This is a genomic window from Nostoc sp. (assembly GCF_036916655.1).
Taxonomy (GTDB): domain Bacteria; phylum Cyanobacteriota; class Cyanobacteriia; order Cyanobacteriales; family Nostocaceae; genus Nostoc.
On sequence record NZ_JBALFY010000006.1, the window covers coordinates 21,114 to 45,330 of the forward strand.

Annotated in this window: 20 protein-coding genes and 2 pseudogenes; 14 read left to right on the forward strand and 8 right to left on the reverse strand. The window is 42.1% G+C overall.

Annotation, left to right across the window (positions count from 1 at the left end):
* The first annotated feature begins 98 nt into the window (after positions 1 to 98).
* The 5 genes from V7L31_RS01355 to V7L31_RS01375 all read left to right on the forward strand — a co-directional run bounded on the left by V7L31_RS01355 (position 99) and on the right by V7L31_RS01375 (position 6,602).
* Positions 99 to 533 carry a hypothetical protein gene (locus V7L31_RS01355; RefSeq protein ID WP_334694597.1) on the forward strand — a complete coding sequence of 145 codons (435 nt, stop codon included), beginning with the start codon at positions 99 to 101 and terminating at the stop codon, positions 531 to 533.
* Positions 534 to 1,152: 619 nt separating this feature from the next.
* Positions 1,153 to 2,442, forward strand: a complete 1,290-nt coding sequence (locus V7L31_RS01360; protein ID WP_334694598.1) for a cation:proton antiporter — start codon at positions 1,153 to 1,155, stop codon at positions 2,440 to 2,442.
* Between the two features lie 379 nt (positions 2,443 to 2,821).
* Complete coding sequence (locus tag V7L31_RS01365) at positions 2,822 to 5,011, forward strand: cation:proton antiporter (protein ID WP_334694599.1); 2,190 nt, start codon at positions 2,822 to 2,824, stop codon at positions 5,009 to 5,011.
* Between the two features lie 4 nt (positions 5,012 to 5,015).
* Positions 5,016 to 5,498, forward strand: coding sequence for a hypothetical protein (locus V7L31_RS01370; protein ID WP_334694600.1), 483 nt, complete (start codon positions 5,016 to 5,018; stop codon positions 5,496 to 5,498).
* Between the two features lie 264 nt (positions 5,499 to 5,762).
* Positions 5,763 to 6,602 (forward strand): AMIN domain-containing protein, encoded by an 840-nt coding sequence (locus V7L31_RS01375; protein ID WP_334694601.1) that lies wholly within the window; start codon positions 5,763 to 5,765, stop codon positions 6,600 to 6,602.
* A 98-nt stretch (positions 6,603 to 6,700) separates the two neighbouring features.
* Here the strand turns inward: V7L31_RS01375 and V7L31_RS01380 are convergent, their stop codons facing one another.
* On the reverse strand, positions 6,701 to 7,240 hold the full coding sequence (locus tag V7L31_RS01380; RefSeq protein WP_179068175.1) for a DUF3172 domain-containing protein: 540 nt from the start codon (positions 7,238 to 7,240) through the stop codon (positions 6,701 to 6,703).
* A gap of 679 nt (positions 7,241 to 7,919) precedes the next feature.
* Between V7L31_RS01380 and V7L31_RS01385 the strand changes: the two genes are divergently transcribed.
* Positions 7,920 to 8,747, forward strand: coding sequence for an ABC transporter permease (locus V7L31_RS01385; protein ID WP_334694602.1), 828 nt, complete (start codon positions 7,920 to 7,922; stop codon positions 8,745 to 8,747).
* 49 nt (positions 8,748 to 8,796) lie between these two features.
* Here the strand turns inward: V7L31_RS01385 and V7L31_RS01390 are convergent, their stop codons facing one another.
* On the reverse strand, positions 8,797 to 9,564 hold the full coding sequence (locus V7L31_RS01390; RefSeq protein WP_334694603.1) for a phosphatase PAP2 family protein: 768 nt from the start codon (positions 9,562 to 9,564) through the stop codon (positions 8,797 to 8,799).
* 115 nt (positions 9,565 to 9,679) lie between these two features.
* Between V7L31_RS01390 and V7L31_RS01395 the strand changes: the two are divergent.
* The 3 genes and pseudogenes from V7L31_RS01395 to V7L31_RS01405 form a co-directional block, all read left to right on the forward strand.
* Positions 9,680 to 9,882: pseudogene (locus V7L31_RS01395) on the forward strand (transposase); the annotation flags it as partial.
* A 44-nt stretch (positions 9,883 to 9,926) separates the two neighbouring features.
* The gene (locus tag V7L31_RS01400; RefSeq protein ID WP_334694604.1) at positions 9,927 to 10,820 is read left to right on the forward strand and encodes an alpha/beta fold hydrolase; all 894 of its coding nucleotides are present in this window, start codon (positions 9,927 to 9,929) and stop codon (positions 10,818 to 10,820) included.
* A gap of 123 nt (positions 10,821 to 10,943) precedes the next feature.
* Positions 10,944 to 12,008 carry a serine/threonine protein kinase gene (locus V7L31_RS01405; protein WP_334694605.1) on the forward strand — a complete coding sequence of 355 codons (1,065 nt, stop codon included), beginning with the start codon at positions 10,944 to 10,946 and terminating at the stop codon, positions 12,006 to 12,008.
* A gap of 538 nt (positions 12,009 to 12,546) precedes the next feature.
* On the opposite strand, the gene V7L31_RS01410 is transcribed toward V7L31_RS01405, so the two are convergent.
* The 4 genes from V7L31_RS01410 to V7L31_RS01425 all read right to left on the reverse strand — a co-directional run bounded on the left by V7L31_RS01410 (position 12,547) and on the right by V7L31_RS01425 (position 17,984).
* The gene (locus V7L31_RS01410) at positions 12,547 to 13,737 is read right to left on the reverse strand and encodes a sensor domain-containing diguanylate cyclase (RefSeq protein WP_334694606.1); all 1,191 of its coding nucleotides are present in this window, start codon (positions 13,735 to 13,737) and stop codon (positions 12,547 to 12,549) included.
* A 418-nt stretch (positions 13,738 to 14,155) separates the two neighbouring features.
* The gene (locus V7L31_RS01415; RefSeq protein ID WP_334694607.1) at positions 14,156 to 15,622 is read right to left on the reverse strand and encodes an HlyD family secretion protein; all 1,467 of its coding nucleotides are present in this window, start codon (positions 15,620 to 15,622) and stop codon (positions 14,156 to 14,158) included.
* Between the two features lie 160 nt (positions 15,623 to 15,782).
* Entirely contained in the window at positions 15,783 to 16,250 is a 468-nt protein-coding gene (locus V7L31_RS01420; protein WP_292846236.1) for a MarR family winged helix-turn-helix transcriptional regulator, read from the reverse strand.
* Positions 16,251 to 16,325: 75 nt separating this feature from the next.
* Positions 16,326 to 17,984, reverse strand: a complete 1,659-nt coding sequence (locus tag V7L31_RS01425) for an ArnT family glycosyltransferase (protein ID WP_334694608.1) — start codon at positions 17,982 to 17,984, stop codon at positions 16,326 to 16,328.
* A 261-nt stretch (positions 17,985 to 18,245) separates the two neighbouring features.
* Here V7L31_RS01425 and V7L31_RS01430 point away from each other — a divergent pair, with 261 nt between their 5' ends.
* Together V7L31_RS01430 and V7L31_RS01435 are read left to right on the forward strand one after the other, a co-directional pair.
* Positions 18,246 to 18,890 carry a class I SAM-dependent methyltransferase gene (locus tag V7L31_RS01430; protein WP_334694609.1) on the forward strand — a complete coding sequence of 215 codons (645 nt, stop codon included), beginning with the start codon at positions 18,246 to 18,248 and terminating at the stop codon, positions 18,888 to 18,890.
* Positions 18,891 to 19,304: 414 nt separating this feature from the next.
* Positions 19,305 to 19,760, forward strand: a complete 456-nt coding sequence (locus tag V7L31_RS01435; protein ID WP_442944338.1) for an EVE domain-containing protein — start codon at positions 19,305 to 19,307, stop codon at positions 19,758 to 19,760.
* Between the two features lie 351 nt (positions 19,761 to 20,111).
* Here V7L31_RS01435 and V7L31_RS01440 read toward each other — a convergent pair whose 3' ends face one another.
* Positions 20,112 to 20,558, reverse strand: coding sequence for a hypothetical protein (locus tag V7L31_RS01440; protein ID WP_334694611.1), 447 nt, complete (start codon positions 20,556 to 20,558; stop codon positions 20,112 to 20,114).
* A 119-nt stretch (positions 20,559 to 20,677) separates the two neighbouring features.
* Between V7L31_RS01440 and V7L31_RS01445 the strand changes: the two genes are divergently transcribed.
* On the forward strand, positions 20,678 to 22,522 hold the full coding sequence (locus V7L31_RS01445) for a S8 family peptidase (protein WP_334694612.1): 1,845 nt from the start codon (positions 20,678 to 20,680) through the stop codon (positions 22,520 to 22,522).
* Between the two features lie 67 nt (positions 22,523 to 22,589).
* Here the strand turns inward: V7L31_RS01445 and V7L31_RS01450 are convergent, their stop codons facing one another.
* The gene (locus tag V7L31_RS01450; protein WP_334694613.1) at positions 22,590 to 22,940 is read right to left on the reverse strand and encodes a hypothetical protein; all 351 of its coding nucleotides are present in this window, start codon (positions 22,938 to 22,940) and stop codon (positions 22,590 to 22,592) included.
* A gap of 129 nt (positions 22,941 to 23,069) precedes the next feature.
* Here V7L31_RS01450 and V7L31_RS01455 point away from each other — a divergent pair, with 129 nt between their 5' ends.
* Together V7L31_RS01455 and V7L31_RS01460 are read left to right on the forward strand one after the other, a co-directional pair.
* Positions 23,070 to 23,744, forward strand: a complete 675-nt coding sequence (locus V7L31_RS01455; protein ID WP_334694614.1) for a DUF2834 domain-containing protein — start codon at positions 23,070 to 23,072, stop codon at positions 23,742 to 23,744.
* A gap of 260 nt (positions 23,745 to 24,004) precedes the next feature.
* Positions 24,005 to 24,217: pseudogene (locus V7L31_RS01460) on the forward strand (hypothetical protein); the annotation flags it as partial.

The following is a 24,217-nucleotide window of genomic DNA, read 5'->3' on the forward strand; positions in this document are numbered from 1 at the left end:
TCTTCCTAAACTTTTAATGAAGCTAGTTAAAATCTATTGATAAAAACTCTAATTTCTCTATATTATTCATAACTCATAGCTCATAACTCAGCACTTTTATGACACCAACTTTATTTGGCCGTTGGCAAACTCGATTATTATTACTTGCAACTGTCGGCGTACTCGTATCTTTGCCTTTTGCAATGGGTTGGATTGGCCCTGGCGCTAACTCGGTTTATTTTTGGATACTTGCCTATGTCGCCATCTTTGGCTTAGGCTGGGATGTGCTTTATGACTATCTGCAAAAATCACGTTGGGATAGAGATTGGCCCGCAGTTTATCAACTCTTAGCTGGTATATGGGAATTGATGTTTGTGTTTTGTGGAGTCAAACTATTTGGCTTTTTACCAATACCTTTACCGAAGGAAGAACTGTCGGGGGGAGCTTTTTTATTGCACTATAGCGTCGTGTGGCTAGCAGTTTTTATTACTTCCCAAAGCCTGATGCGAATTATCTTTCTGCGTTGGCGTTTTCGGGGTGGAGAATGGTTGTAATATCTTAAATATTCATAACTAATTTCATCAAAAATTACAGTAATTTTCAGGTAATTAAACCGTAAAATAGGGGCGCATATATATGCGTACTTACAGCTAATTATGGTTTAACATAGATGAAAAATGTGATAAATCACAAATTAACAAATCAGAAAAAATTATATATGGCGGTTTTAGTTTGGATGCAATATGTTGTATTGACGTACAGTTGTGTGCGTTTCTCAGAACAACATGGTAGTTGCTACAACTTTGGAAACCAAAGCAGCACATTGCCTATTACATCTAATCAAATTAAAAACAGCTATGTGATATTTCCCAAATTGACACTTATGCTGATGTAGTAGTCATACAGAAGATTACAGGTAAGTGAGGTACAAATTCTAAGCACAAAGCTATATATAGCAGAGGACTGGGATTAGGGACTGGGGACTGGGTTTAAAGTCTCTTTGTATATAGGTTTTATCATCAGTTAATGTCCTAACTTCCTTGTCCGTTGCTATATCAATAAAGTTTCACCTCAGTTAAGAGTACCTTATTCCTTGCTGTATATGAAAAAACAGGAAAAGCTTTGGAGTCTGGGGAGATTCTTCAATGCAGAGACGCAAATTAAGGAAGTGTAATGTCAAATTTTGATCTGGTTATTCAGCTATTTCTGCAACTCACAGTTATTTTAGCTACTTGTCGCATTGTTACGATTTTAGGACGCCGCTATCTTGGTCAAACTGATGTTGTTTGCGAAATGATTGCAGGGGTAATGCTAGGACCATCACTTTTAGGATTGATTGCACCAAGTTTTCAGCAATGGCTGTTTCCTAAGCTTCCTATCATTACTGCTGTCGGACTCAAGATACCCAATCCATCGATGTCGATTTTATATGCTATTAGTCAGATTGGGTTGGTAATTTATATGTTTTTAATTGGTTTAGAGTTCAACACTAAACTGTTAAAACATCATATCAAAAGTGCAAGTTTGCTATCTGCGGCTGGAATTATTACTCCTTTTATTTTAGGAGCGATCGCATCTTCTTGGTTTTATCACAATGGTGATTTCTTTCAACCAAAGGTAACGCCGTGGTCAGCTGCGCTGTATCTGGGTGCATCGATGACAATTACGGCTTTTCCCATGTTAGCTCGCATTCTTTACGAACGCGGTCTTGCACAAACCCGCTTCGGTACTTTGGCTTTGGGTGCAGCATCGGTAGATGATGGAGTTGCCTGGTGTTTACTAGCGATCGTGCTTGCTAGCGTGAAAAATTCTCTGAGTATTGCCATATTAGCAATTGGTGGTGGCATTTGTTACGTGCTATTTGCAATTTTTCTCGGTCAACCTCTACTGAAAGCATTCACACGGATGACGAAACGTGATGCAGGTGTGAACAGACAAACCCTGACTTTAATGTTGATAATTTTGATGTTTTGTGCATGGTTTACTGATGTCACTGGTATCTATGCAATATTCGGTGCTTTTGTGTTAGGAGCAGTGACACCACGGGGAGAATTCGCCCAGCAAATTCGCCAATATACGGAGTTTTTAACTAGTTCTTTTTTGTTACCGATATTTTTTGTTTTCTCTGGACTTAACACTCAAATTGGATTGGTAAACACACCTACTTTGTGGGGAATTACGCTCTTAATTATTGCGATCGCAATTCTCGGCAAAGGTGTTGCTTGTATGCTGGCGGCAAAATTGGGCGGGGAAAATTGGCGCGAATCTGCAACTATCGGCGCTCTGATGAATGCTCGTGGTTTGATGGAGTTAATCATCCTGAATATTGGTCTAGAACAAGGTATAATTACGCCAACTCTATTCACTATAATGGTTATTATGGCAGTCATTACTACCCTGATGGCATCACCACTGATTGCTTTTTTCTTGCACGGTACAAGCTATGAAAAATCTTCCATTTAAGCAAATTAAATACAAAATTTATTACCTAGTAATTGGGTAATTCTCTGTTTTGACTCTGGCTATAGCAATCCTAAATAAGTTCCAAAAAAAGATCCCCGACTTCTTCAAGAAGTCGGGGATCTGAGCCTCACGGTGGAGAACCAATCAAATAGTATTAACATATAACGCTAATTTTCTTGCTATCGTTAATTTGGAAGTTATTTTAGATGTAGTTCCTAAAATCATCAGAATTCATATTTCACGACTGCAACTGAATCTTAACAATAATTCATATAACTACGAAGCACAAATTACTCTTGGTTGTATCTAACAAACTTGACATTTTCCAGTCTTTTAAAGAATTATCTAAGGGAACCAGATAGTTAATTGTGAGGAAACCATGCACATAGTTGTTCTCGTTCTGGTTGAGGTGCTGATTGTTATTGGACTTTCACGCCTAGTAGGGCTGGGATTCCGTTCTATTAAGCAACCGTTGGTAATTGGTGAAATTGTCGCCGGAATTATGCTCGGCCCATCTTTATTTGGTTTAGTTGCTCCTCATCTAGCAGTTACCTTGTTTCCGCCAGAAACTTTTCCTTTTCTCAATGTTTTGTCTCAGGTGGGACTAATATTTTTCATGTTTTTGATTGGGCTAGAACTAAATCCCAAATACCTCGCTGGACAATTAGAAGTAGCTGTTTTAACTTCTCATGTCAGCATTTTAATGCCCTTTTCTCTGGGGACATTGCTAGCGGTGGTACTTTATCCTCTAGTTTCCAATGCAAGTGTATCTTTCACCGCCTTTGCTTTGTTTTTAGGGGCGGCGATGTCGATTACTGCCTTTCCAGTGTTGGCACGAATCATTACTGAAAACAATTTACAAGGAACGCGGTTAGGAACGTTGGCGCTAACTTGTGCAGCAGTAGATGATGTGACAGCTTGGTGTTTGTTGGCAGTAGCGATCGCAGTTGCTCGGACTGGCGACTTTGCTGGTGCTATACCCACAATTATTGCCAGTATAGTCTACATCGGCTTGATGTTGACGGTGGGACGTTGGTTTCTGCAACGCCTTGCTAAACACTACCTCCGTGCAGGACGACTCAGCCAATTACTGCTAGCTGGGATTTATATGGGTGTGGTTGCATCAGCATTAATCACCGAACTAATTGGAATTCATTTAATTTTTGGGGCATTTTTACTGGGAGCAGCCATGCCCAAAAATGAAGATTTAGTGCGGGAATTGGCAGTCAAAACGGAAGATTTTGTCCTGATTTTTTTGCTACCAATATTTTTCGCCTACAGTGGTTTACGAACAGAGATTGGCTTGCTCAACCGTCCCGAATTGTGGCTTTTGTGCGCGTTGGTTTTAGGAGTGGCGATCGCAGGCAAGTATATTGGCACTTATGTAGCAGCTCGTGTCAGTGGCATTAGTAAACGGGAAGCCTCGGCACTGGGTTGGTTAATGAATACTCGCGGCTTGACCGAACTTATAGTGCTAAACATTGGTTTAGAGTTAGGGGTAATTTCCCCTTTAATATTTACCATGCTGGTAATTATGGCATTGGTAACTACATTCATGACCTCGCCATTACTGGAATGGACATATCCGAAGAAGCTAATCAGGTTAGATGTAGTAGAACCAGAGTTAGAAGCAGAAACAGCTACAAGCCTTAGTGATGCCGACACTTACATTCGTCCTTACCGAATTTTAGTGCCTGTGGCTAATCCGAGTACCCAAAAAGGCTTGCTACAGTTGGCAGTCAGCCTTGCTCTCAGTTCCCGACATCCCGCCGTGGTTAACCCTCTTAGCCTGATTGAATTTGAAGAAGATTATGCCTTTGAAAGTACACCAGTTGAAGCAGACCGATTAATTGCCCAGCGCCGTCAGCAGTTAGAAGAGTTGATTAATACTCTCGAACCGCTAGAAACACGCTCTCATGTGCATCCCATCGTTCGCATATCTAGCAATGTCGCACGGGAAACCGCACAGATAGCCGCACTAGAGCAAGTTGATTTAATTCTGCTGGGATGGCATCGCCCAGCTTTTAGTAGCAATCGTTTAGGTGGAAGAGTCGGTCAACTTCTCAGCACTGCACCAGTGGATGTAGCAGTATTTATAGACCGGGGAAGCGATCGCTTAGAAAGCTTGTTAGTGCCTTATTCTGCAAATATCCATGATGATTTAGCCCTGATTTTAGCCCTCAGACTGCTAATCAATCATGAAACTTGTACGTTGCAGATTTTACATGTATTACCCGACAATCGCCTCAAAGACGAACTTAATTATGAGTTGGACATCATGATGGAGCAATTACCGAGTAGTGTACGCGATCGCATAGAAATCAAAATTGTCCAAGCTCCAGAGGCAATCCAAACAGTAGTCGAAGCCTCAAAAAATGTAGACTTGACAATTGCTGGTACTAGCCGCACTTGGGGTATCGAGCGTCAAACCTTGGGAAGATATACAGATCAACTAGCCATCCAATGTTGCTCCTCTCTGCTGATTACCCGCCGCTACAGTCAAGTCACCGCTCATCTAGCTTCCATGCTTCCTGACATTAGCAGTCAAGAGCCAACATTGAGAAATTAAGAGCATGAATCATTTCAACTTCAAATCTTTGGCTTTTTACGGAGTCGCAATCACGTCAGTACTACTGTTGTTTAAAACTGTCAGTGTTTACGGAGAAAACAATCTCAAGGCTCCTCCGACCGTTAACGGCCGTTACCGTCTAACCCTTGCGGAGAATTTGCCGAATTGTGAAAAATCGGATACCCTGACGTTAAACATTCAACAGTCGGGTATTTACTTAAATGCCTCCGTATTACCGGCAAACGCTAAGACCGACACTGACGAAAAGCACTCTCTGGCAGGCATCTTTAGAAATCAACAATTAAATTTATCTGGAAAAGTTGGTAGTTCAATCCTTTGTAATATTCCTCGCCCCCAAAATGATCCTCTAAACTCAGTGACAATCCAAATGCAACTTGTGGATAAAGGTAATATGACAGGTCAATTAACCGTACAGGGCATTTCCCAAACTCTGAAGTTTACCGCTGTGCCTCAAAAAGTTAATTGAAAAAGGGACTGGGGATTAGGGATTGGGTACTGGGTACTGGGGATTGGGGATTGAAAAGAGGTAAGGGGACGGGGTGCAGGGGGCAGATGGGAAAACTTTTCTCCCTTGTGCTCCCTGCTCCCTTGCTTCTTCCCCAGTCCCCAGTCCGGTAATCCTGGCGCGACGACATGTAGAGACGCAATTCATCGCGTCTACGGGATTGGCAGCGCGAAGTAAACAGCAATGTGAGCGCATTGTATGGGCTTTATGGAGCAAATAAAAAGAATGGATCAGGGACTAAAGACTAGGCAATTTTGCCAATGGGGCAAGCAACTATTTAGCATCAGTATATTAGGCTTTTACGCAGCGATCGCCCTTGAAACTTGCACTACTGCTGCTACACCAGTGGCCAAGCTAGATAATTGGCGTTTTTCCCCCAAGACACAGCAGCTTGAAATCACCCTTTCAGCAGGCACAACACCCCGCTATTTCTACCTGGCGCAACCCTCGCGTCTAGTTGTAGATTTACCGAATACTAAGTTGGGCAAAGTTACCACGCTGCAAAATTATTCTGGAGCAATTAAAAGCATTCGCGTTTCTCAACTGAACGCAAACGACACACGCATTGTCTTAGATTTAGCACCAGGGACTATTTTTAATCCCAAACAGATACAACTGCAACCCGTTTCCCGCAAAAACTCCACTCGTTGGGTGTTACGTCCGGTTATTTCTGGTAAAACAACTGCCGTGAAAGCAGGAAACTCCTCACCTTCACCCAAGAAACAACCTCAAACACCTTATAAGTCACAGCCACCGAGTAACTTACCCGTAAGCAATACTAATCAACAACTGCCCTTACTCACAGTTCCGCCTCCATCCAATGAACTACCCTCAGCAATTATTACCAACTCAGGCCAGCCTTTTGTCACTGTACCCCCCCTAACTCCCAATACATCTTCTCAACAACCTGCTTTGACTCTTCCCCCGCCTTCTTTCCCAAATCAGCCCAATAATTTGAATAATACTCCCCCTGTTGGGATCTCGGAATTTCCAGTCCCAACAATCTCCAATGCTCCCGATCCCCAGATCATTGAGTTTGGTCAACCTCTTCCTAAAAGGAGATAAGGAGGCAGGGGAAGAAGGAAGGGGGCAGGGGGCAGGGAGAAGAGTTTTCCCCTCCGCCCCCCGCACCCGGCCCCTCTGCCTCTTTTCAATGCCCAATTTTAAAATCTGTCCGTTTCCTGAGGTGTTCCAACTGCTCCTGGTTGAGCTGTGAAGAAGTTTTGAGCAGCTTCATTCTGATATATGCACCTAATATCAGGTTTGTCACTGTCCAAGTTCCCTGTAAAACCAAAGGTGTTCAGGCGATTTTTGCAATCTCTTACCTGATCGGATGTCACCAGCTTACGTTGCTCTAAAAGCGCCCAGTTATTTTGTCGGATTACGCATCCAGGACGCATACTAGGCTGGGCAACATAGACATTGAAGGGGTTGAGGGTGACGAAGAGTCTTGCGTCCATCACCATCGCGCTGGCTCCGTACTGCACACAAATTTCAGGGTTTGGTGCTTTGGTGTCAATAAATTCACGAGAAGCCACATTTGATGGGGCTAACGTGGTTGTAGAACTAAAAGCAATACCAATCCCAATTCCCAAAATTAACACCCCTCCCATAATTGCGATGGTGGTGAAGTTAAATAGAGGGGATTGGAAAACAGAGGGTTTAGAAGTAGTAGCCGATCTACCAGTAGATTTACGTCTCATTGTTGCTTAATCACCTTCACGCTGATTTGGCAGGGAGTTGTCTAAAGTTTTCTCCCTCTTTAAGTATGCCTATTCTGGACTTTAATTGCCTGTAACTTTCTGTGCAATATTCTTGTTAAATGCGAAAAATAGGAAGTTATCTAGATATCTGGACAGAATTTTAAGGTTGTTTGAAAAGTCTAATTTATTACTCACCGGGCGAATAGAATTCGCAGCTACACAGACCAAATCCACCCCCGTAGGTTAAAAACTCTTGATTTTCTCTTAGTCCACAGAGGTGGACTTTGTTTATGTAGTAGCGAATTCTATTCGCCTAATACTTTTCAAACATTCTCTTAAGCCAAGTAGTACTAGTCGGTTGTTGTTTCTATCTGGAACAATTAATGAGTATCTTTGTTTATTTAATCGTTAACGAATTGTTATTAGTTATGACCTTTGCGCTGCTTGAGTTGATTAATCACTTGCAAACAATTTATTTATGAATTATACCATATTTTTCATTTTTATCAGATACAGCTAACTAAATTTTCACAATTAATGTAGTAAGAATGCTTAAAACATCTAGATTTTGTGGTTAATTTAAATTTTTAGGATAGATATTTTTGTTACCCCTAGTAATTGATGTGTAAAACAATGTAAATTAATACTTAATAAAATTTTGATAAGTAATTGAAAGCACGTGATATCTCAAAGAGCGCTACCTTCGGGCAAGAGGTTCAAAACTTCGCAATTGCAAATCTTCCTAGCTGATAGTCTGACTATTTTTTGGGGAGATTGGTTAGATTTACGTGTGAGAATCTTACCAATTGCGGCATCAGGCTTAATATCTCCACTGATATATATTTTAGCTTTTGGCTTGGGTTTGGGTAGTTCCATCAAACCAGGTTCAGGAATTAGTGGTAGCTACAACAATTATTTGGAATTTATATTACCAGGGATGGTAGCGCTCTCGTCGATGACGGTTAGCTTTGCTGGAACGACATTTTCCATTTGTGGGGACAGATTATTTACCAAAACCTTTGAGGAATTGTTGTTAACTCCCATACATCCCCTAGCGTTGTATATCGGTAAAATGCTGGCGGGAGTCGTGCGGGGGTTGATGACTTCCGGTTCGGTGATTTTGGTAGCGCTGCTGTTGACTGGAAACTGGAATTTTATCAACCCACTATTTCTGGTGTTGGTGGCGCTGAATTGTTCGGTATTTGCCGGGTTAGGGGTGATTGTGGGGTTGAGTGTGCGATCGCTCGAATCAGTCGGACTCTACAACAATTTTATCATTATCCCCATGTCATTTTTAGGAGCGACTTTCTTTGACCCGGCGACATTACCACCGACTTTCAAAGTCTTAGTTTACCTGTTGCCACTAACCTACGCCAGCATGGGATTGCGTGCAGTTGCTCATTTACCCTTGTCCCAATTTCCTTGGTACAGCATACCGATTTTGCTGGTGGTTGCGATCGCTCTTTCTCTGTGGGGTGGTTATAAGTTTGCTCATCAACAGGATTAAAATAGGGAAGATTTAGATAGGGATTCAGCCCCAAACTAAATCTTAAATGTTACTCCTCAGCGATCAACTTTCTTTCTTCTGGGAGTAAGGTAGTTTCATCCTCAGCGCTTTCCTCATCTACAGATTGGGCTTTAGTACTATGGGGTTTGATAATTAAACTGACGCCAATTGTCCAACCTAATGCAACCATCCAACCTGCGAGAATGTCACTAGGAAAATGAACTCCCAGATAAAGACGACACCAGCCAATAGCGATGATATATAAGCTACCAAAGATGAGAACCAACCAGCGCCAGGAGGTAGCCCAAGCTAAAAATAGCAAAATTGCTACTAGAGTTATACTCGTCATGGCATGACCACTGGGAAATGCAAAACTATACTCAGGTGCAATAGACTCCCACAATTGTGGACGCACTCGATGCATTAATTGCTTCGCTATGCGGTTGATGATCACACTTCCCAGTGAGGCAGTGAGTAAATAAGCTAGCGATCGCCAGCGTTTTTGAAGTAGTAATATGAGTGCGATCGCACCTAAAATCGGTATCGCCGTCCAAGGCAACCCAATCATAGCGAGAGTGACAGCTAAAACATCTAACTGTGGGTTGGCTGTAGAATGGACTGTTAACAAAATAGGCACATCCCACGGTAAACCTGCTTGATTCTCCCATATCTTCACTGTCAGGATTTCAAATACCTGCAAAGGTAAATATACTCCTATCAACAGCAGTAAGAGCGATCGCCAACGAGCAACTAACAAGTTTTTGAGAAAATCAAGCGGCGACTGAATCTCTTTGTTAGCTGTTTCCACTTTTTCCATATCCAAGTTAAAAAGACTAATCAACGACTTCACTAATTACAAATTACTGGAATTTTGAGCAGTTCCACAAGGGATACAACCGGGATACGTAGCAAAATGGAATATGTTGTAAGAGTTTCTCAAACAGCTAGCCACGGTTAAACCTGAATTTATTGTGTATGCCGACGAGGCTGGTATGGATGAGCGCGACGACTATGGCTACGGCTATAGTCCCCCAAGGAGAAGGCTTTTATGATTTCAAGTCAGGTCGAAGAATAGGGCGAGTTAATATGATTGCGGCATTGTGTGCTGGCTGAGTTGCTTGCACCGTTCACGGTCAGAGAACATTACTATATTAAAGAAACACTTTATTAATCTTCATAATGACTGTAACGGCACAGCAGCTTGCAACTCAAGACGCCTTTGAAAAATTCATTTGGACTTGGAAGGGTTACAAAATTAAGTATACTGTCATGGGTACAGGACGCCCTTTGGTACTGGTTCACGGCTTTGGTGCTTCTATTGGACACTGGCGCAAAAATATCCCAGTTTTAGCTAATGCTGGCTACCAGGTGTTTGCTATAGACCTTTTAGGTTTTGGTGGTTCTGATAAAGCACTTATTGATTACAGTGTAGAAGTTTGGGTGGAACTGCTGAAAGATTTTTGCACAGCACACATCCACGAACCTGCTGTGTTTATTGGCAACTCCATCGGCGCACTTTTGAGCTTGATTGTATTGGTAGAATATCCAGAAATTGCTGCTGGTGGTATTTTAATTAACTCTGCGGGTGGGTTGAGTCATCGTCCCCACGAATTGAACCCGCCGCTACGGATGATGATGGCAGCTTTTAATCGGTTTGTGCGATCGCCAATTACAGGTAAATTTGTCTATAACCGCATCCGCCAAAAAGCCCAAATTCGCCGCACTCTCTACCAAGTTTACCGCGATCGCCGAGCCGTCACCGATGAATTAGTTGATTTACTTTATACTCCCTCTTGTGATCAAGGAGCGCAACAAGTCTTTGCCTCCATTCTCACAGCCCCGCCTGGCCCCAGTCCAGAGGAACTTTTGCCCAAAGTAGAACGTCCTTTACTAGTAATTTGGGGTGCTGACGATCCCTGGACACCAATTACTGGGGCAAAGATTTACGAAAAGGCGCGTGAGAATGGCAAAGAAATTAAAATTGTTCCCATTCCCAATGCCGGTCATTGTCCCCACGATGAGGTTCCAGATGTTGTCAATGCCCAGATTGTTGATTGGCTAGCGCAAAGGTGATAATTTTGCCTTTCTGCCAATGTGCCTTAGCCCAAACAGGAGAACATGGGGCTAACAATCTGGGTGAACGGATCTAAGTTTTTTAATTAAGCCTTGACAAAATCAAACTCATGTGTTTCTATAATGGAGCTTGGTGTGCAGAATGGACATAAAAGGGTAATTCCCTTAAATCACCATCCAGATTTTTCTCAACAAGGCTATCAAGTCATCACCGAACTAGGACGCAATAGTGAAGGGGGACGCATTACTTACCTAGCTAATGTCCTCAACTATAATCAACAGGTGGTGATTAAAGAGTTTTGTTTTACTCGTGCGAGTGCTGATTTGTCAGGAGTGAAAGCATATCAGCGCGAAATTGAAATTTTGCAACAACTGAATCATTCCCGCATCCCTCGTTATATAGATTCCTTTGAGATCCCAGGATTTTTTTATCTGGTACAGGAATATAAAAACGCGCCATCTCTGGGTTTAAAATGTAGCTTTCATCCTGAAGAAATTAAGGAAATTGCTCTGTCAATCTTAGAAATTTTAGTTGATTTACAAAAGCAAGTTCCTCCAATTATTCATCGGGATATTAAGCCAGAGAATATTTTGGTTGATGAACAACTAAATGCTTACCTAGTTGATTTTGGTTTAGCGAGAATGCAGGATGCAAAAATAGCCCTGAGCAGCTTTGTAGCTGGAACCCCAGGTTTTATGCCACCAGAGGAACAGTTTGGTCATGCCCTAACTGAGGCATCAGATTTATATAGTTTAGGAGCAACCCTGATTTGCTTACTTACCAATACCCGTTCTGTTGACATTGGGAAATTAATTGATGATAACTATCGCTTTAATTTCCAAAAATTAGTTCCTCAAATCAGTCCGCATTTTCGGTCGTGGTTAATGAGAATGGTAGAACGCAACCGAAAACATCGCTATGCCAATGCATCTATTGCTTTAAAAACACTTCAGGCAATTGAAGTTGTTGGTACTGCCACTAAGATAGATACTTTAGTCAGTACAATCAAACCGAGAAAACAAACGACTGTGCTGGGACTAGCCACTGTAATTACACTGGCTGTGGTGGGTTCAACTTTAGTGAGTTGTCAGCCTGGTGGTGCAGTTAGGCAATTCCTGAAAGCTACAGAATGTCAAGGCTTTGATTTCAGATCGAGTTGCCAAGAAAAAACCGGACATGAAGATTAGTTAAGTCGCTTCCGGCTAAGGATTTACAGTACCTTTCATCGGAATTACAAAATTACCGAAGAAGAATTCAGGAGTCAGGAGCCAGAATGGGCTAAACCTTAGCTATCCGCTAACAGAATAATTCTGATAGCGCAGCGGTAGCGAGTCTACAAGCGTCACGAAAAAGTGGATGAATCTAAGACGCTCTCGCTCTCTACGAGATGCTGCGCGTAGCTTGCTTCCCGACAGGGGTGCGCGGAAAGCGAGTCCGCGTCGCTATCGTGGAGATAAAGAAAAATTTTCCTTGCTTGAAACCCCTGACTTCAGGTATGGGGTATTCTGACTCTTGTTAGCGATAGCGGGGCGTTTAGCCCATTCTGACTTCTGACTCCTTCTCATTCACAACAAATCTGGATTCATGAGCGATCGCCTTTTGTCATTAAGCCTTAAAATTCCATCTTAATCTGGGAGTTGCGGACTGGGGATTGGGGAAAAAATCTGCTTAAAAATTAATTTTTTTACTTTAGTGTCTAGTTCTAAGGGACTTCCAAGAAATAAATTATGTAAAAGATTGCCGCTTCCGACGCTTCTGAGCATACATTAATTTGTCAGACCTGGCGATTACTTCTTCTAGTGACATATCACTTTCTGGTGAGTAACACTCTATCCCCATACTCATCGAAAGTTCATAATTACGGTTTTGTTGTTGATTAAAGTTGGCAATATTTGCTTGCAGATACTCTTGGATACTATCAGCGTCCTTAAAGTAGCTGGAGATGAAAACAATGAACTCATCTCCACCCAAGCGAGCAACAATATCAGAACTGCGAAAACTTTGCTTGAGTAATTGACCCGCATCAATAATCAAGGCATCTCCCATATCGTGACCAAAGGTGTCGTTAACCTGTTTTAGCCCATCTAAATCAATGAAGATAACCCAGCACAATGCTTTCATTCGGTGAGCAATTTTTAACTCTTGTTCAGCCATCACAAAGAAACCACGTCGGTTATGCAAACCTGTTAGTTCATCAGTCAGAGACGCTTGTTTGCGATTGCGAACTTCTTGAATGAGTTCCATTTGAGCGATCGCTTGACGACTTAGGCGGCGCAGTGCATCTAACTGCTGGTAACTTAAATGATGAGGAATGGTATCCAAAACACACAATGTCCCAATAGGAAGACCATCGGGTGTAATTAGAGGGGCACCAGCATAGAAACGAATTTTGGGATTACCTTTGACTAAAGGATTGTTATTAAAGCGATCGTCTTTGATGGCGTTGGGAATCACCAATATATCTTCTGGTTCAAGAATGGCATGGGAGCAAAAAGCCCAATCTCTGGGTGTTTCATTACCTTGTAGTCCAACCTTAGATTTAAACCATTGGCGATCGGCATCAACTAAGCTAATTAGAGCAATTGGAGTCTTACAAATGTAGGCAGCAAGAGCAGTTATATCATCAAATGCTTGTTCGGGTAGAGTATCCAGGATATTGTAGTCCGCCAGGGCTTTGAGTCTTTCTGCTTCATTATCAGGTAGAGGAACAGCTTGGGTTTTCACAAATGAGTGTCTGAGTCCTAACCAGGAAAATCTGGAAGGCTGAAAATTTTGCAACAACCGCAATATTACCCCTCCAGCAGCAAGGCTACTTGACATAAACATCTCTGCAACGAAAATCAACACTCGGTTGAATATACAGAAATATTGTATTACATGATGTTCTTCATGCCTTTGGTTTGCTCTGTTGTTCATGTCACCCTAACCACTGTGCAAATTCCCTGAGTATTTAGATACTTACAAGGTCTTTTGCCCAAAGCCAGGTTGAAAATTATCAATATCAGCAAAAATTTATTAAAACTTATCATACTATCAGAGTTACTGATCAAAAATTATATTTTTGATATAGTTAGTTATAGTATACTTACAAAAATTCCGAGGGTCAGTTTCCAACCCTTGGAGCTTAGATTTACCGATATTGCTTTTACCATACTCAGTACTGAGTGCCTTGGCTTAGAGTAAGAAGAAGAGTACTCAGCATTTGTAACTCAGTAATCTTCATCATACTCAGTGCTGAGTCTGTTTCTGAATGAGCGATCGCATCCTAATTTTTTATCGGAGGCGATCGCCTAACTTTGTACCATAGTCTAGCTCATCTCTGTATAAATTGGTATTACTTGACTTCTACAGCAACTTCCGCAGACATCCCCGGAGTAATCCGCGATTCATACCCTTGAATACTCTTTTGGTCGAAAACTACTTTGACTGGGATGCGTTGGACAACTTTGGTAAAGTTACCCGTAGCATTATCCGGTGGTAATAAGGCAAACTGAGCGCCGGAAGCTGGCGAAATACTGTCAACATGACCAACAAAAGTGTGATGAGGGAAACTATCGAGCTTAATTTCTACTGCCTCTCCTGGGCGCATCTTTTCTAATTGAGTTTCTTTGAAGTTCGCAACTACCCAATAGTTGTTATCCACGATCGCCATTAATGGTGTTCCCGCCGCAACTCGGTTGCCAACTTCCACATTTTTCCTACCGATGCGTCCGGCACTGGGGGCGGTAATATTGGCATAAGATAGTTGCAATTGGGCATCTTTAAGCGATGCTTCTGATTGCGCGATCGCCGCTTTTGCCGCTTCGTATTGACTACGTTTAACTGTTGTATCTTGTCCGCCTGCGGTAGCTTGTTGCAATCCTCCCTTGGATGCTGCCAATTTAGCTTGGGCGTTAGTAACATTCTCTTGCGCTTGTGCTAATTGAGACTGGGCTTTGGCAACACCAACTTTCGCGGAGGCTAATTTAGCTTGGGCTTGTTCTACTCCTTGAATTGCGGCGTTTTTCTGTGCCGTCGCTACATCATAAGCGGCCTTGGCTGTATCTAATTGCTGACGAGCGATCGCACCTGATTTATACAACTCGTTGTAACGATTGTAATCTGTTTTAGCTTTTTCCAAATTGGCATTTGCTTGCGCTACCTGCGCTTGGGCGGCGGGAATCCCCGCTTGGGCGAGTCTGACTTCAGCTTGGGCTGCTGGTATCCCCGCTTGGGCTTCTTGTACTGCTGCTTGGGCTGTAGAAATTGCTGCTACTGCACCACTGACATCACCTTGCGCTTGAGTTGTCTTACCAGTGGTGGTTTGTGAAGTTAAAGCAATATTTGCTTGAGCCGCTTGTGCCTGACCGCGAGCATTTTCTAGCGCGGCTTGTGCTTGTTGTACCTGACTTTGATAGTCCCGTGGATCTAACTCCACTAACAATTGTCCCGGTTGCACCAGTTGGTTATCATTCACTAGCACCTGACTTACAGTTCCGGGAATGCGGCTACTAATTTGGTGAATGTTTCCCGCAACGGTGGCGTTATCTGTTTCCTGGTGGGTGGAGGCATATTGCCAGTAGTGATAACCAAAAGCACCTGCGGCGATCGCACCCACGCCTAATCCTGCCAAAATTAAACCAGTCGGTCTTTTGCGCTTCGGTGGAACTTCTTTTTCGATGTTAGGAGTTACAACAGGTGCTTCTGCAATAGCAGATGTCTCTGCTGTAACAGTTTCTAAAGTCTCTGAATCAGGAATCACTTCTTTTTCTAAAATTGGGGTTTTGTGTCCGTTGCGTCCGTTCAAAGTATTAGTACCCATGATTCTTAACTCCCTTCCTCGTTCGATAATTTGATTGATAATCGTTTATTTAGAATGCGTAGTATTTCCTGAAAAAAACTTATTTCCTTAGTATGCGTAATATTATCTCAAAATAAATGTTTACACTGCCTCACCCTACCGGGTGATTGTGGGATCATCTTTAGGAGAGGTTAGCGATCGCCCGATTCAACATTTGAGAAAACAGTTCTCGGTCAGCAAAAGAAATACCTTCCATCGCTTCATCACGCACAGCTGCGGCGATTGGCGGTAACACAGCTTCTAGTTCCTTACCTGCATCCGTTAGCCAGATTCGCCAGATGCGGCGATCGTGGGTGTCGCGTTCTCGACGCACCAAACCGCGTTCTTCCATCCGATCTAGTACGCCTGTTAAAGTGCCTCCCACTTGTTTGAGTTTATCCCCAATACTAGAAGTAGGTAAACCATCTTCTTGCCAAAGACAGCACAACACCAGCCAATGAAATGGCGTCAATCCAAAGGGTTCTAACCTCTCAGTAAACTTGCGACTGAGCAGTTGTGAGACTAATTTGATTCTATAGCCCAAGTTGTATGGTGCAAGATTATGCTGCCACGACTCTAAAGTTGGAGAGTGATTAGATGTAGAAACCATTTAGTAAAATAGTTAGTGTACGTACTATTATAACTAAATTTAGTCTTTTTTAGCAACAGATGCATTGCATCTATCTTAGGAAAGAAATTGAATTAATTGATACTCTTGAATTGTACTGATAATACGGTGAGGCCGAGACAATTTAGGAGACTGGTCAGTATATATCCAAGCATAGCTCAAAGCTGGTATTTGGGAAATAGAGGCTACTTGTTTGGCATGAATAGGAAGATAGAACTCAAACATTACTTGGGTTTTCTGGTCTATTTGCACATAGTAGGTAGGATAAGATTGGACAATAGAGGCGATCGCACTTTGTTGTAAAAAAGTTCTCAAAACAGGGTTATAGTCACTTAACATCCCAATGCTACCCATCGTCGCCAAAGCCAGCCAACAGGGAATTAACCATCCTGCAATCCAATAACGTGCAGTGAGAAACTTTTTACCAAAGTGGTAACGACTAATCCAAACCACAGGTAAAATTAACCAACCAAACCCCATAGCCAAGCCAATAGCTGCATACTTGCGGATATCAGAACTACCCCAAGTGAGAATAATAGTACTTGCTATTACAAGTAAAACACCTAAGCTACCAAAGCCATAACTGAGGTTTCGGGGAAGATTCTTCCTGGTAAAAAGATTTAATATATTTCTTTCACTCTTTTGAAGAGGAAATTGGGGGGGAATTCCTGTATTATAAGTGTTGCCTAACCAGTTTAAACCCACAGATGCAAACAAAGCTATAAACGGATAAAGGCAAAGACTATAGTGAGGAAAACGAGTGGTAAAAAGACTAATTTCTACAAATAAAACAAGTGGAAAACCAACTAATATCAAATGATAACGAGGAATAGGACGATAGAGAGTCAAAACTAAACCTAAAATTCCAAAGAAAGCCCAAGGGAATGCTTTTAAAGGAATATTCCATATATAGAACAGCCGCCCATTATGATTCTGATCCTCAAAACCCAGATGCACAACAAACTTGAGTAACTCCTCAAAACTATCATTGCCATAGTGAAGCCAGCTTAACCACAGCCAAACAAAGGTAGGGATTAAACCTACTAAAAAGCCTAGATATAAAATTGGGCTAGCAAGATGACGATGACGGTGATGTTCCCAAATTAAATAAGGCAATAAAGCTATAATTGGTAAAAAAATCATAAAGCTTCTGACTAAGAAGCCTAAACCTAAACTAAAGCCAGTGATAAAACTCCAAAAATAGCGATATTTGGGGTATAATTCCGTTTTTATTAAAGAATAAATAGCTAAAAGTACCAAGAAAATCATTGGTACGTCAGGTGTGCTTAAACGACAGTATTGTAGCCAGAGAAATTCCACACTTAAAATTGCAGCAGCTAACCAAGCTATTTTTTTGCCTAGCATAATTCTGCCAATTTCATACACCAGCCATAAGCTAAAAATGCCAGCGATCGTACTAGGAATACGCGCACTAATATCACTCATCCCAAACAGCTTGTAGAAACTGGCAATTAACCAATAAGGGCCAGGGGTTTTATGATGTGCATTTTCCCAAGGAGTCATCCAATTACCAGAGTCGAACATCAGACGGGCACGCGATGCGTAAAGTGCTTCATCATGTGCCATCAGACTATTGTTACCAGAAGTAAATAATAATAAGGGCAGTATCCAAGTGAACAAACTCAAATAGGGTAATAATCTGACCAGGCGGATTTGTCGCCAAATATACTGCAAGATCTGTAGTTTATAGAACATTGATAGTTTATAGAACATTGAATTGATAACATTAAATGCTGCTATTTCGACTCGTTTATCGTCAAATCAAGGGTTTAAGACCCCTACATTTATATGTAGTATCAGTCTCAGTAGGAGTTTAAATCCCCGTCTGAAATGTCTTTAATTTTGAATTTTGAATTCTTAAATGTCCTGCCGTTATTAAAATATCTTACATAGTGATTTTTGAAAAATACCTGAGATTGCCGTAATTTTCCGAAAAGTTCTCCAAAACAGAGATTTATGCAGTTAAGACCGAATCAACGCCTGAAATTAGACGACACAGATGATAAGCTGTTCTATGCCTATCCCCGCTTCGTCACCCATGTTGATGAAGGATTTATTCAACAGCTAACGGATTTATATCGCGATCGCCTGAAACCCAACACCCGCATTTTTGATATGATGAGCAGCTGGGTATCTCATCTGCCAGAAGAGATACCGTTTTCCCATGTAGAGGGACATGGACTCAACGCCGAGGAACTGGCACGTAATCCCCGCTTAAATCATTACTTTGTGCAAAATATTAACGACAATCCGCAGCTACCATTACCAGATGAAGATTTTGATGCTGTTCTCAACTGCGTATCTGTGCAGTATGTCCAATATCCAGAAGCCGTATTTTCTGAAATTTACCGCATCTTGAAACCCGGTGGTGTCGCAATTATCAGCTTTTCTAACCGGATGTTTTTTGAAAAGGCGATTCAGGCTTGGCGGGAGGCTTCAGAAACCGTTCGAGTGGAATTAGTCAAAGAGTACTTCGCCTCAATCCCCGGATTTACAACGGCAGAAGTGATAGCCCATAAGTCAACATTACCAAATTTATTACAGTGGTTGGGTGCAGCTGGAGGAGATCCGTTTTATGCCGTCATAGCTTACCGTAATTAAAAGGGCAAACCCACAGAGGTGGGTTTATTTTCCTTAATCAGCTGAGGCGGACGAGTATTTGTATAGCCGCGAATTCGATGAGACTATTGGCGAATTAATAGGGGGTTTAACCCATGATTCCTCATTACTCTGATTTAAGTCCGTTGAAACGGACTTGAGCTATTAGCTTGAAATTTATTTCAGGGCGGGAAAGCAAAGCCAAACCAATGTTTTAGGGGTGAGGGGTCAAACCCACCGTCAATTGACCAACAGTCTCATAGAATTCACCCTGACTTTTGAAATACTTATTTTTGTCAGGACTTACGCAAACAATAGCCGAAACCATGATTTTCAGGTAGGGGCAATTCATGAATTGCCCCTACAGCGTGTGATTTTGCGTAAGTTCTATTTGTAATGTATCCATAAATTGTGTAGATGAATTATTGGTTAATGAAATCAGAACCAGAAGTCTATAGCATTGCTGACCTCCAACAGCAAAGTGAGACTATCTGGGACGGTATTCGTAATTATCAAGCTCGCAACTTTTTGCGCCAAATGGATGAAGGAGATTTAGCTTTTTTCTATCATTCAAATACTAATTCTCCCGGTATTGCGGGGTTAATGCGTGTGGTGAAAAAAGATATTGTTGACCCGAATCAGTTTGAGCCAACAAGTAAATACTACGATCCCAAGTCAAGTGCTGAATCCCCTCGCTGGCAAACAGTTGTAGTAGAATTCGTTGAAACTTTTTCTAACCCCATCTTGCTATCAACACTCAAAGAGAAGTTTAGCGCCGAAGAGCTAATGGTGGTGAGACAAGGAAATCGATTATCGGTGATGCCCGTCCCTAAAGCAGTAGCTTTGAAGATTCTAGAGATGAAAATCTCCTAAGCTAAAAAACATCTAATTTGCATAATCGAATTAAACATAACTCTTGTGGGGTGGGCAACATGAGCGCCCAATCCATAGGGCGGGCGAGACGCCCAGCCCACAAGAATTAATTGGATATTTGTTTTATTTAGAAGTCCCTTAGTACTGCAAGGTGGAATTAAAAATTAAAGATTAAAAATGAATACAGCGTGAGTATTTTATCAAACAGAATTCAGAAGTCAGAAATCAGAATGGGCTAAACTTTAGCTATCCGCTAACAGAATGAATTCTGTGCGACTGGCGAATAGCACAGCGTTAGCGAGTATTTTCGAGTCGCATATTGATTCTGACTTCTGAATTCTGAATTCTTCTTCAATCATTTGGAAACTGCTGTATTTCCGATCGCAATTCTTGTAATACCCCCTGCAAAAACTTACCCCATTCCGACGCCAAAGGAATTTCTGTAAACGGAACCCGCACTGAGTTAGTAGATTCGGAAAATAGAAATTCTAATTCTATAGAACGACCTTTCTCAGGTGGATTATTTACATCTACTGATTTCTCATCTACTAAAACTTGGATTTGTTTGATATCAAGCAAAGAGAATGTTTCTAGTTTAATCGGCCCTTGAGGCGTGGGTTTTCCCCAAGTTATATTGTTGTTTTTCTGACCTAATACAGCATAAATATCATACTTAGCCCGTTCAAATTGCTCTGCCCAGACGCGATAAGCTTCGACTTTTTGATACTCCTTCGAGCCTTGCCAAGCTAACCAGAAAAACATTACTAACAGGGGCAACCACAAAAGACCACGTTCCATCGTTAAAAAAATCCTGAGTCCTGAATGAAATTTGTAACTAAAAGTGCGAAATCTACCAACAAGTGATGCAGATAAGTTATGGTAGTGAACAAACTGGCAAAAAGCGGTGATGAGTTAATATGAGAAAACTTATATTATTGTGCTTGTTTGTCATTGGGCTGGGAGCTGCCATATTTAGTTTCCTGAATTTCCAGGGATTGGCAGCCAGAGGAGAGTTTGAGACGATTTTGCTTGATTTTCGAGAAGATATTCCATCACTTGTGGTGGAACAGGATCTACAAGCGATCGCCAAACAATACAACGTTACACCCCAATTAGACAACAAGTTTTCCGAAAAAGATCATGTTTATATTATCAAGGGCGATCGCCAACGCCTGCAAGAACTGAAAAAATCTCAGTTTGCCCAAGCGACAGAATTCATTGAACCAAACTATATCTACAACAAGATTCCCCAACCAGGTAAAACCGCTTGGCTAGGTGAATTTTTAACACCCCAAGAAGATGAAGAAGCAAATCCTTCATTAACTGGCCCCAATGACCAATATTACAGCAAGCAGTGGAACTTGCATAAAATCGGTATTGAAGGCGCATGGAGTCAAACTAAAGGCAGTGGCATCACAGTCGCAGTCATTGACACCGGGATTACCAAAGTTCGCGACTTGTATGAGACAAAATTCGTCAAGGGCTACGATTTTGTTAACGACCGAGAAGAAGCCACAGACGATAACGGCCACGGTACTCATGTTGCTGGAACTATTGCTCAAGCCACAAATAACAAATATGGCGTCGCTGGAATTGCCTACGAAGCTAGTTTGATGCCCCTGAAGGTACTCAGTTCTTACGGCGGTGGTACTGTTGCCGATATTGCCGAAGCGATTAAATTTGCTGCTGATAAAGGCGCAGATGTGATTAATATGAGCTTAGGCGGTGGTGGTGAAAGCCAGTTGATGAAACAAGCGATCGAGTATGCCCATAGAAAAGGTGTAGTTATCATCGCCGCAGCCGGGAATGAAAACACCAATGGGGCCAGCTATCCAGCCCGCTATCCCTATGTTATCGGCGTTTCGGCAATCGGCCCAGATGGCGAAAGAGCGCCCTATTCTAACTTTGGTGCTGGGGTAGATATCTCTGCTCCTGGTGGCAGTGAAGCTGGAAAAATTCTCCAAGAAACTATCGACGAAAAGGGTGAAGGGGTATTTCTGGGCTTCCAGGGTACAAGTATGGCTGCTCCCCACGTTGCTGGTGTTGCGGCATTAATTAAAGCTGCTGGCATCAAGGAACCAGATGAAGTTTTAAAAGTCCTCAAGCAGTCAGCACGAGTGATTCAGGATGATGGTTTGAACTATTATGGCGCTGGACAACTCAATGCAGAAGCAGCAGTCAAACTAGCCTTTAGCGGACAAATCAGTTTTCCAGATTTCTTTCGGTGGTTACGGGATAGCGGCTATCTTAACCCCGGCTTTTGGATAGATGGTGGTGCGATCGCACTCTTACCCAAGATTTTAATGGTAGTTGGTTCCTATCTGCTAGCTTGGTTTTTACGCGTTTACTTCCCCTTCACTTGGAGTTGGTCTTTATCCAGTGGACTAATTGCCGGCAGTTCTGGCTTATTCTTCCTCAAGGGAATCTATATTTTTGATCTTCCCCAATGGCCTTTCCGGGTTTTGGGCAGTTCAATTCCCGAACTAGGTAATGCCCTCCAGGGAACTGATGCGTTGAATCCCCTATTTGCCAGCGTACTGATTCCCATTGTATTAATGGCATTGCTGCTGGGACATCCTAGCTGGAAATTGTTTGCCATTGGTTCAACATTAGGTGTAGCAGCCTGCTTGACAGTAAGTGCATTTTTAGATCCAGCTGTTTGGGGTTTAGGAAGTGGTAACATAGCACGCCTCTTTCTCATTGCCAACGCCCTAATTTGTTATGGACTTGCTCGTTTAGCATTGAAAAACGAACATGCTTAGAAAAAACTAGCTCGAAGCCAAGGTTTAAGGCTTGATAGCCAAATTTTGAGCAGCATTTGAGTAGAAACTAAAAATCTGGGCAATCTGCCTCCATTACCTGTGGATGGCAGTAATATCTCAAAACGGTTTCTACCTTGTCCCCAATCCATTGGGCAACTTTATCGGGTGAAACGTCTTGAGTAATTGCCCAGATCGCAAAGGTGTGGCGTGTCGAATATGGTTTTAGATAAAAAGGCAAGCTTCCCTTTTTTACCAATTCTTTAAGAACTCCCAGACAGACATATTCACACCCATTTATTTTTGAGGTGTGTCCGTTCCAGGATCTTTGCAGCACCGCAGAAGATAACGGATTGCCGGACTCATCCGTAAACACTAAGGTGTTGAGGTCACGTTGAAGTGGTCTAATCTCAAGCAGCAATTTTTGAACTTTAAAGCCTGGGACGGTTGGAAATATCCTTTTAACTCCGTTCTTGGTGCTTTTATAATAGCAAGCAGATAGCCTAATTTTTAGTGGCAAAATCAATAATTAATACTACCAAAATCTTTTATGGTGAGAAAAATTGCCTTTGGCTTGCTGTGGCTGGGATTAATTATCTATGGTTTTTTCCTAGCGCCTCCCGATCAACCCGATACATTTGAGTTAATTAAAAACCTTTCTCTTGGCCACTGGCAAGGCATTAACCCATTAGTCATAGCACTATTCAACCTCATGGGCATCTGGCCTCTTATCTACAGTGCAGTAGTCTTTATTGATGGTAGAGGACAAAAAATACCTGCTTGGCTGTTTGCTACTGCTTCTTTTGCAGTTGGTGCTTTTGCCTTGTTGCCGTATTTAGCTCTACGAGAACCAAATAATCAATTTCTTGGTAAAAAGAATACCCTAATTAAGGTGCTAGATTCTCGTGTGACTGGTTTTGTATTAACTATAGCTACAGTTATTCTAGTTGCTTACGGTTTAAGAGGAGGAGATTGGGGTAGTTTTGTGCAAGAGTGGCAAACTAACCGCTTTATCCATGTGATGAGCATAGACTTCTGTCTACTTTCCCTATTATTTCCTGTATTACTAGGGGATGATATGGCGCGTCGCGGTTGGAAAAATCCGCAGTTTTTCTGGTTAATAGCCTTGATACCGCTATTCGGCCCATTGATTTATTTATCTGTGCGTCCACCTTTACAAGAAGTGGGTATGGAGTCCATATCCAAGCAGCCAGCAACGAATTGAACTAGGGATTGGTGATTGGGGACTGGGGACTGGGGACTGGGGATTGGAGATTGGGGACTGGGGACGGGGACTGGGGATTGGGGACTGGGGATTAGGGACATTTATGTGGAGATTCAAACCCCTAACCGAATTTTACTCATAAATTTTAATTCTATTTTTCTTGCCCAATCCCCAGTACCCAATCCCCAGTACCCATTTTTCACAATCTAAAATCCAAAATCTAAAGTCCCCCTTTTCAAAGGTTTGGGGATTCTTTATGAGTGCGTAAATCCCAAGAGAAAGTTTTTTCTGAAAGTACTTTACAAAACGCAATAAATTATTTAAGATGTGTAACAGGTAGTCAAACCTACCTAAATTCATCTGCAAATAATCGCATTTATAAAACAATGACAACAACCTTACAACGTCGCGAAAGCGCCAACGTATGGGATCGATTCTGCGAATGGATCACCAGCACCAACAATCGGATTTAC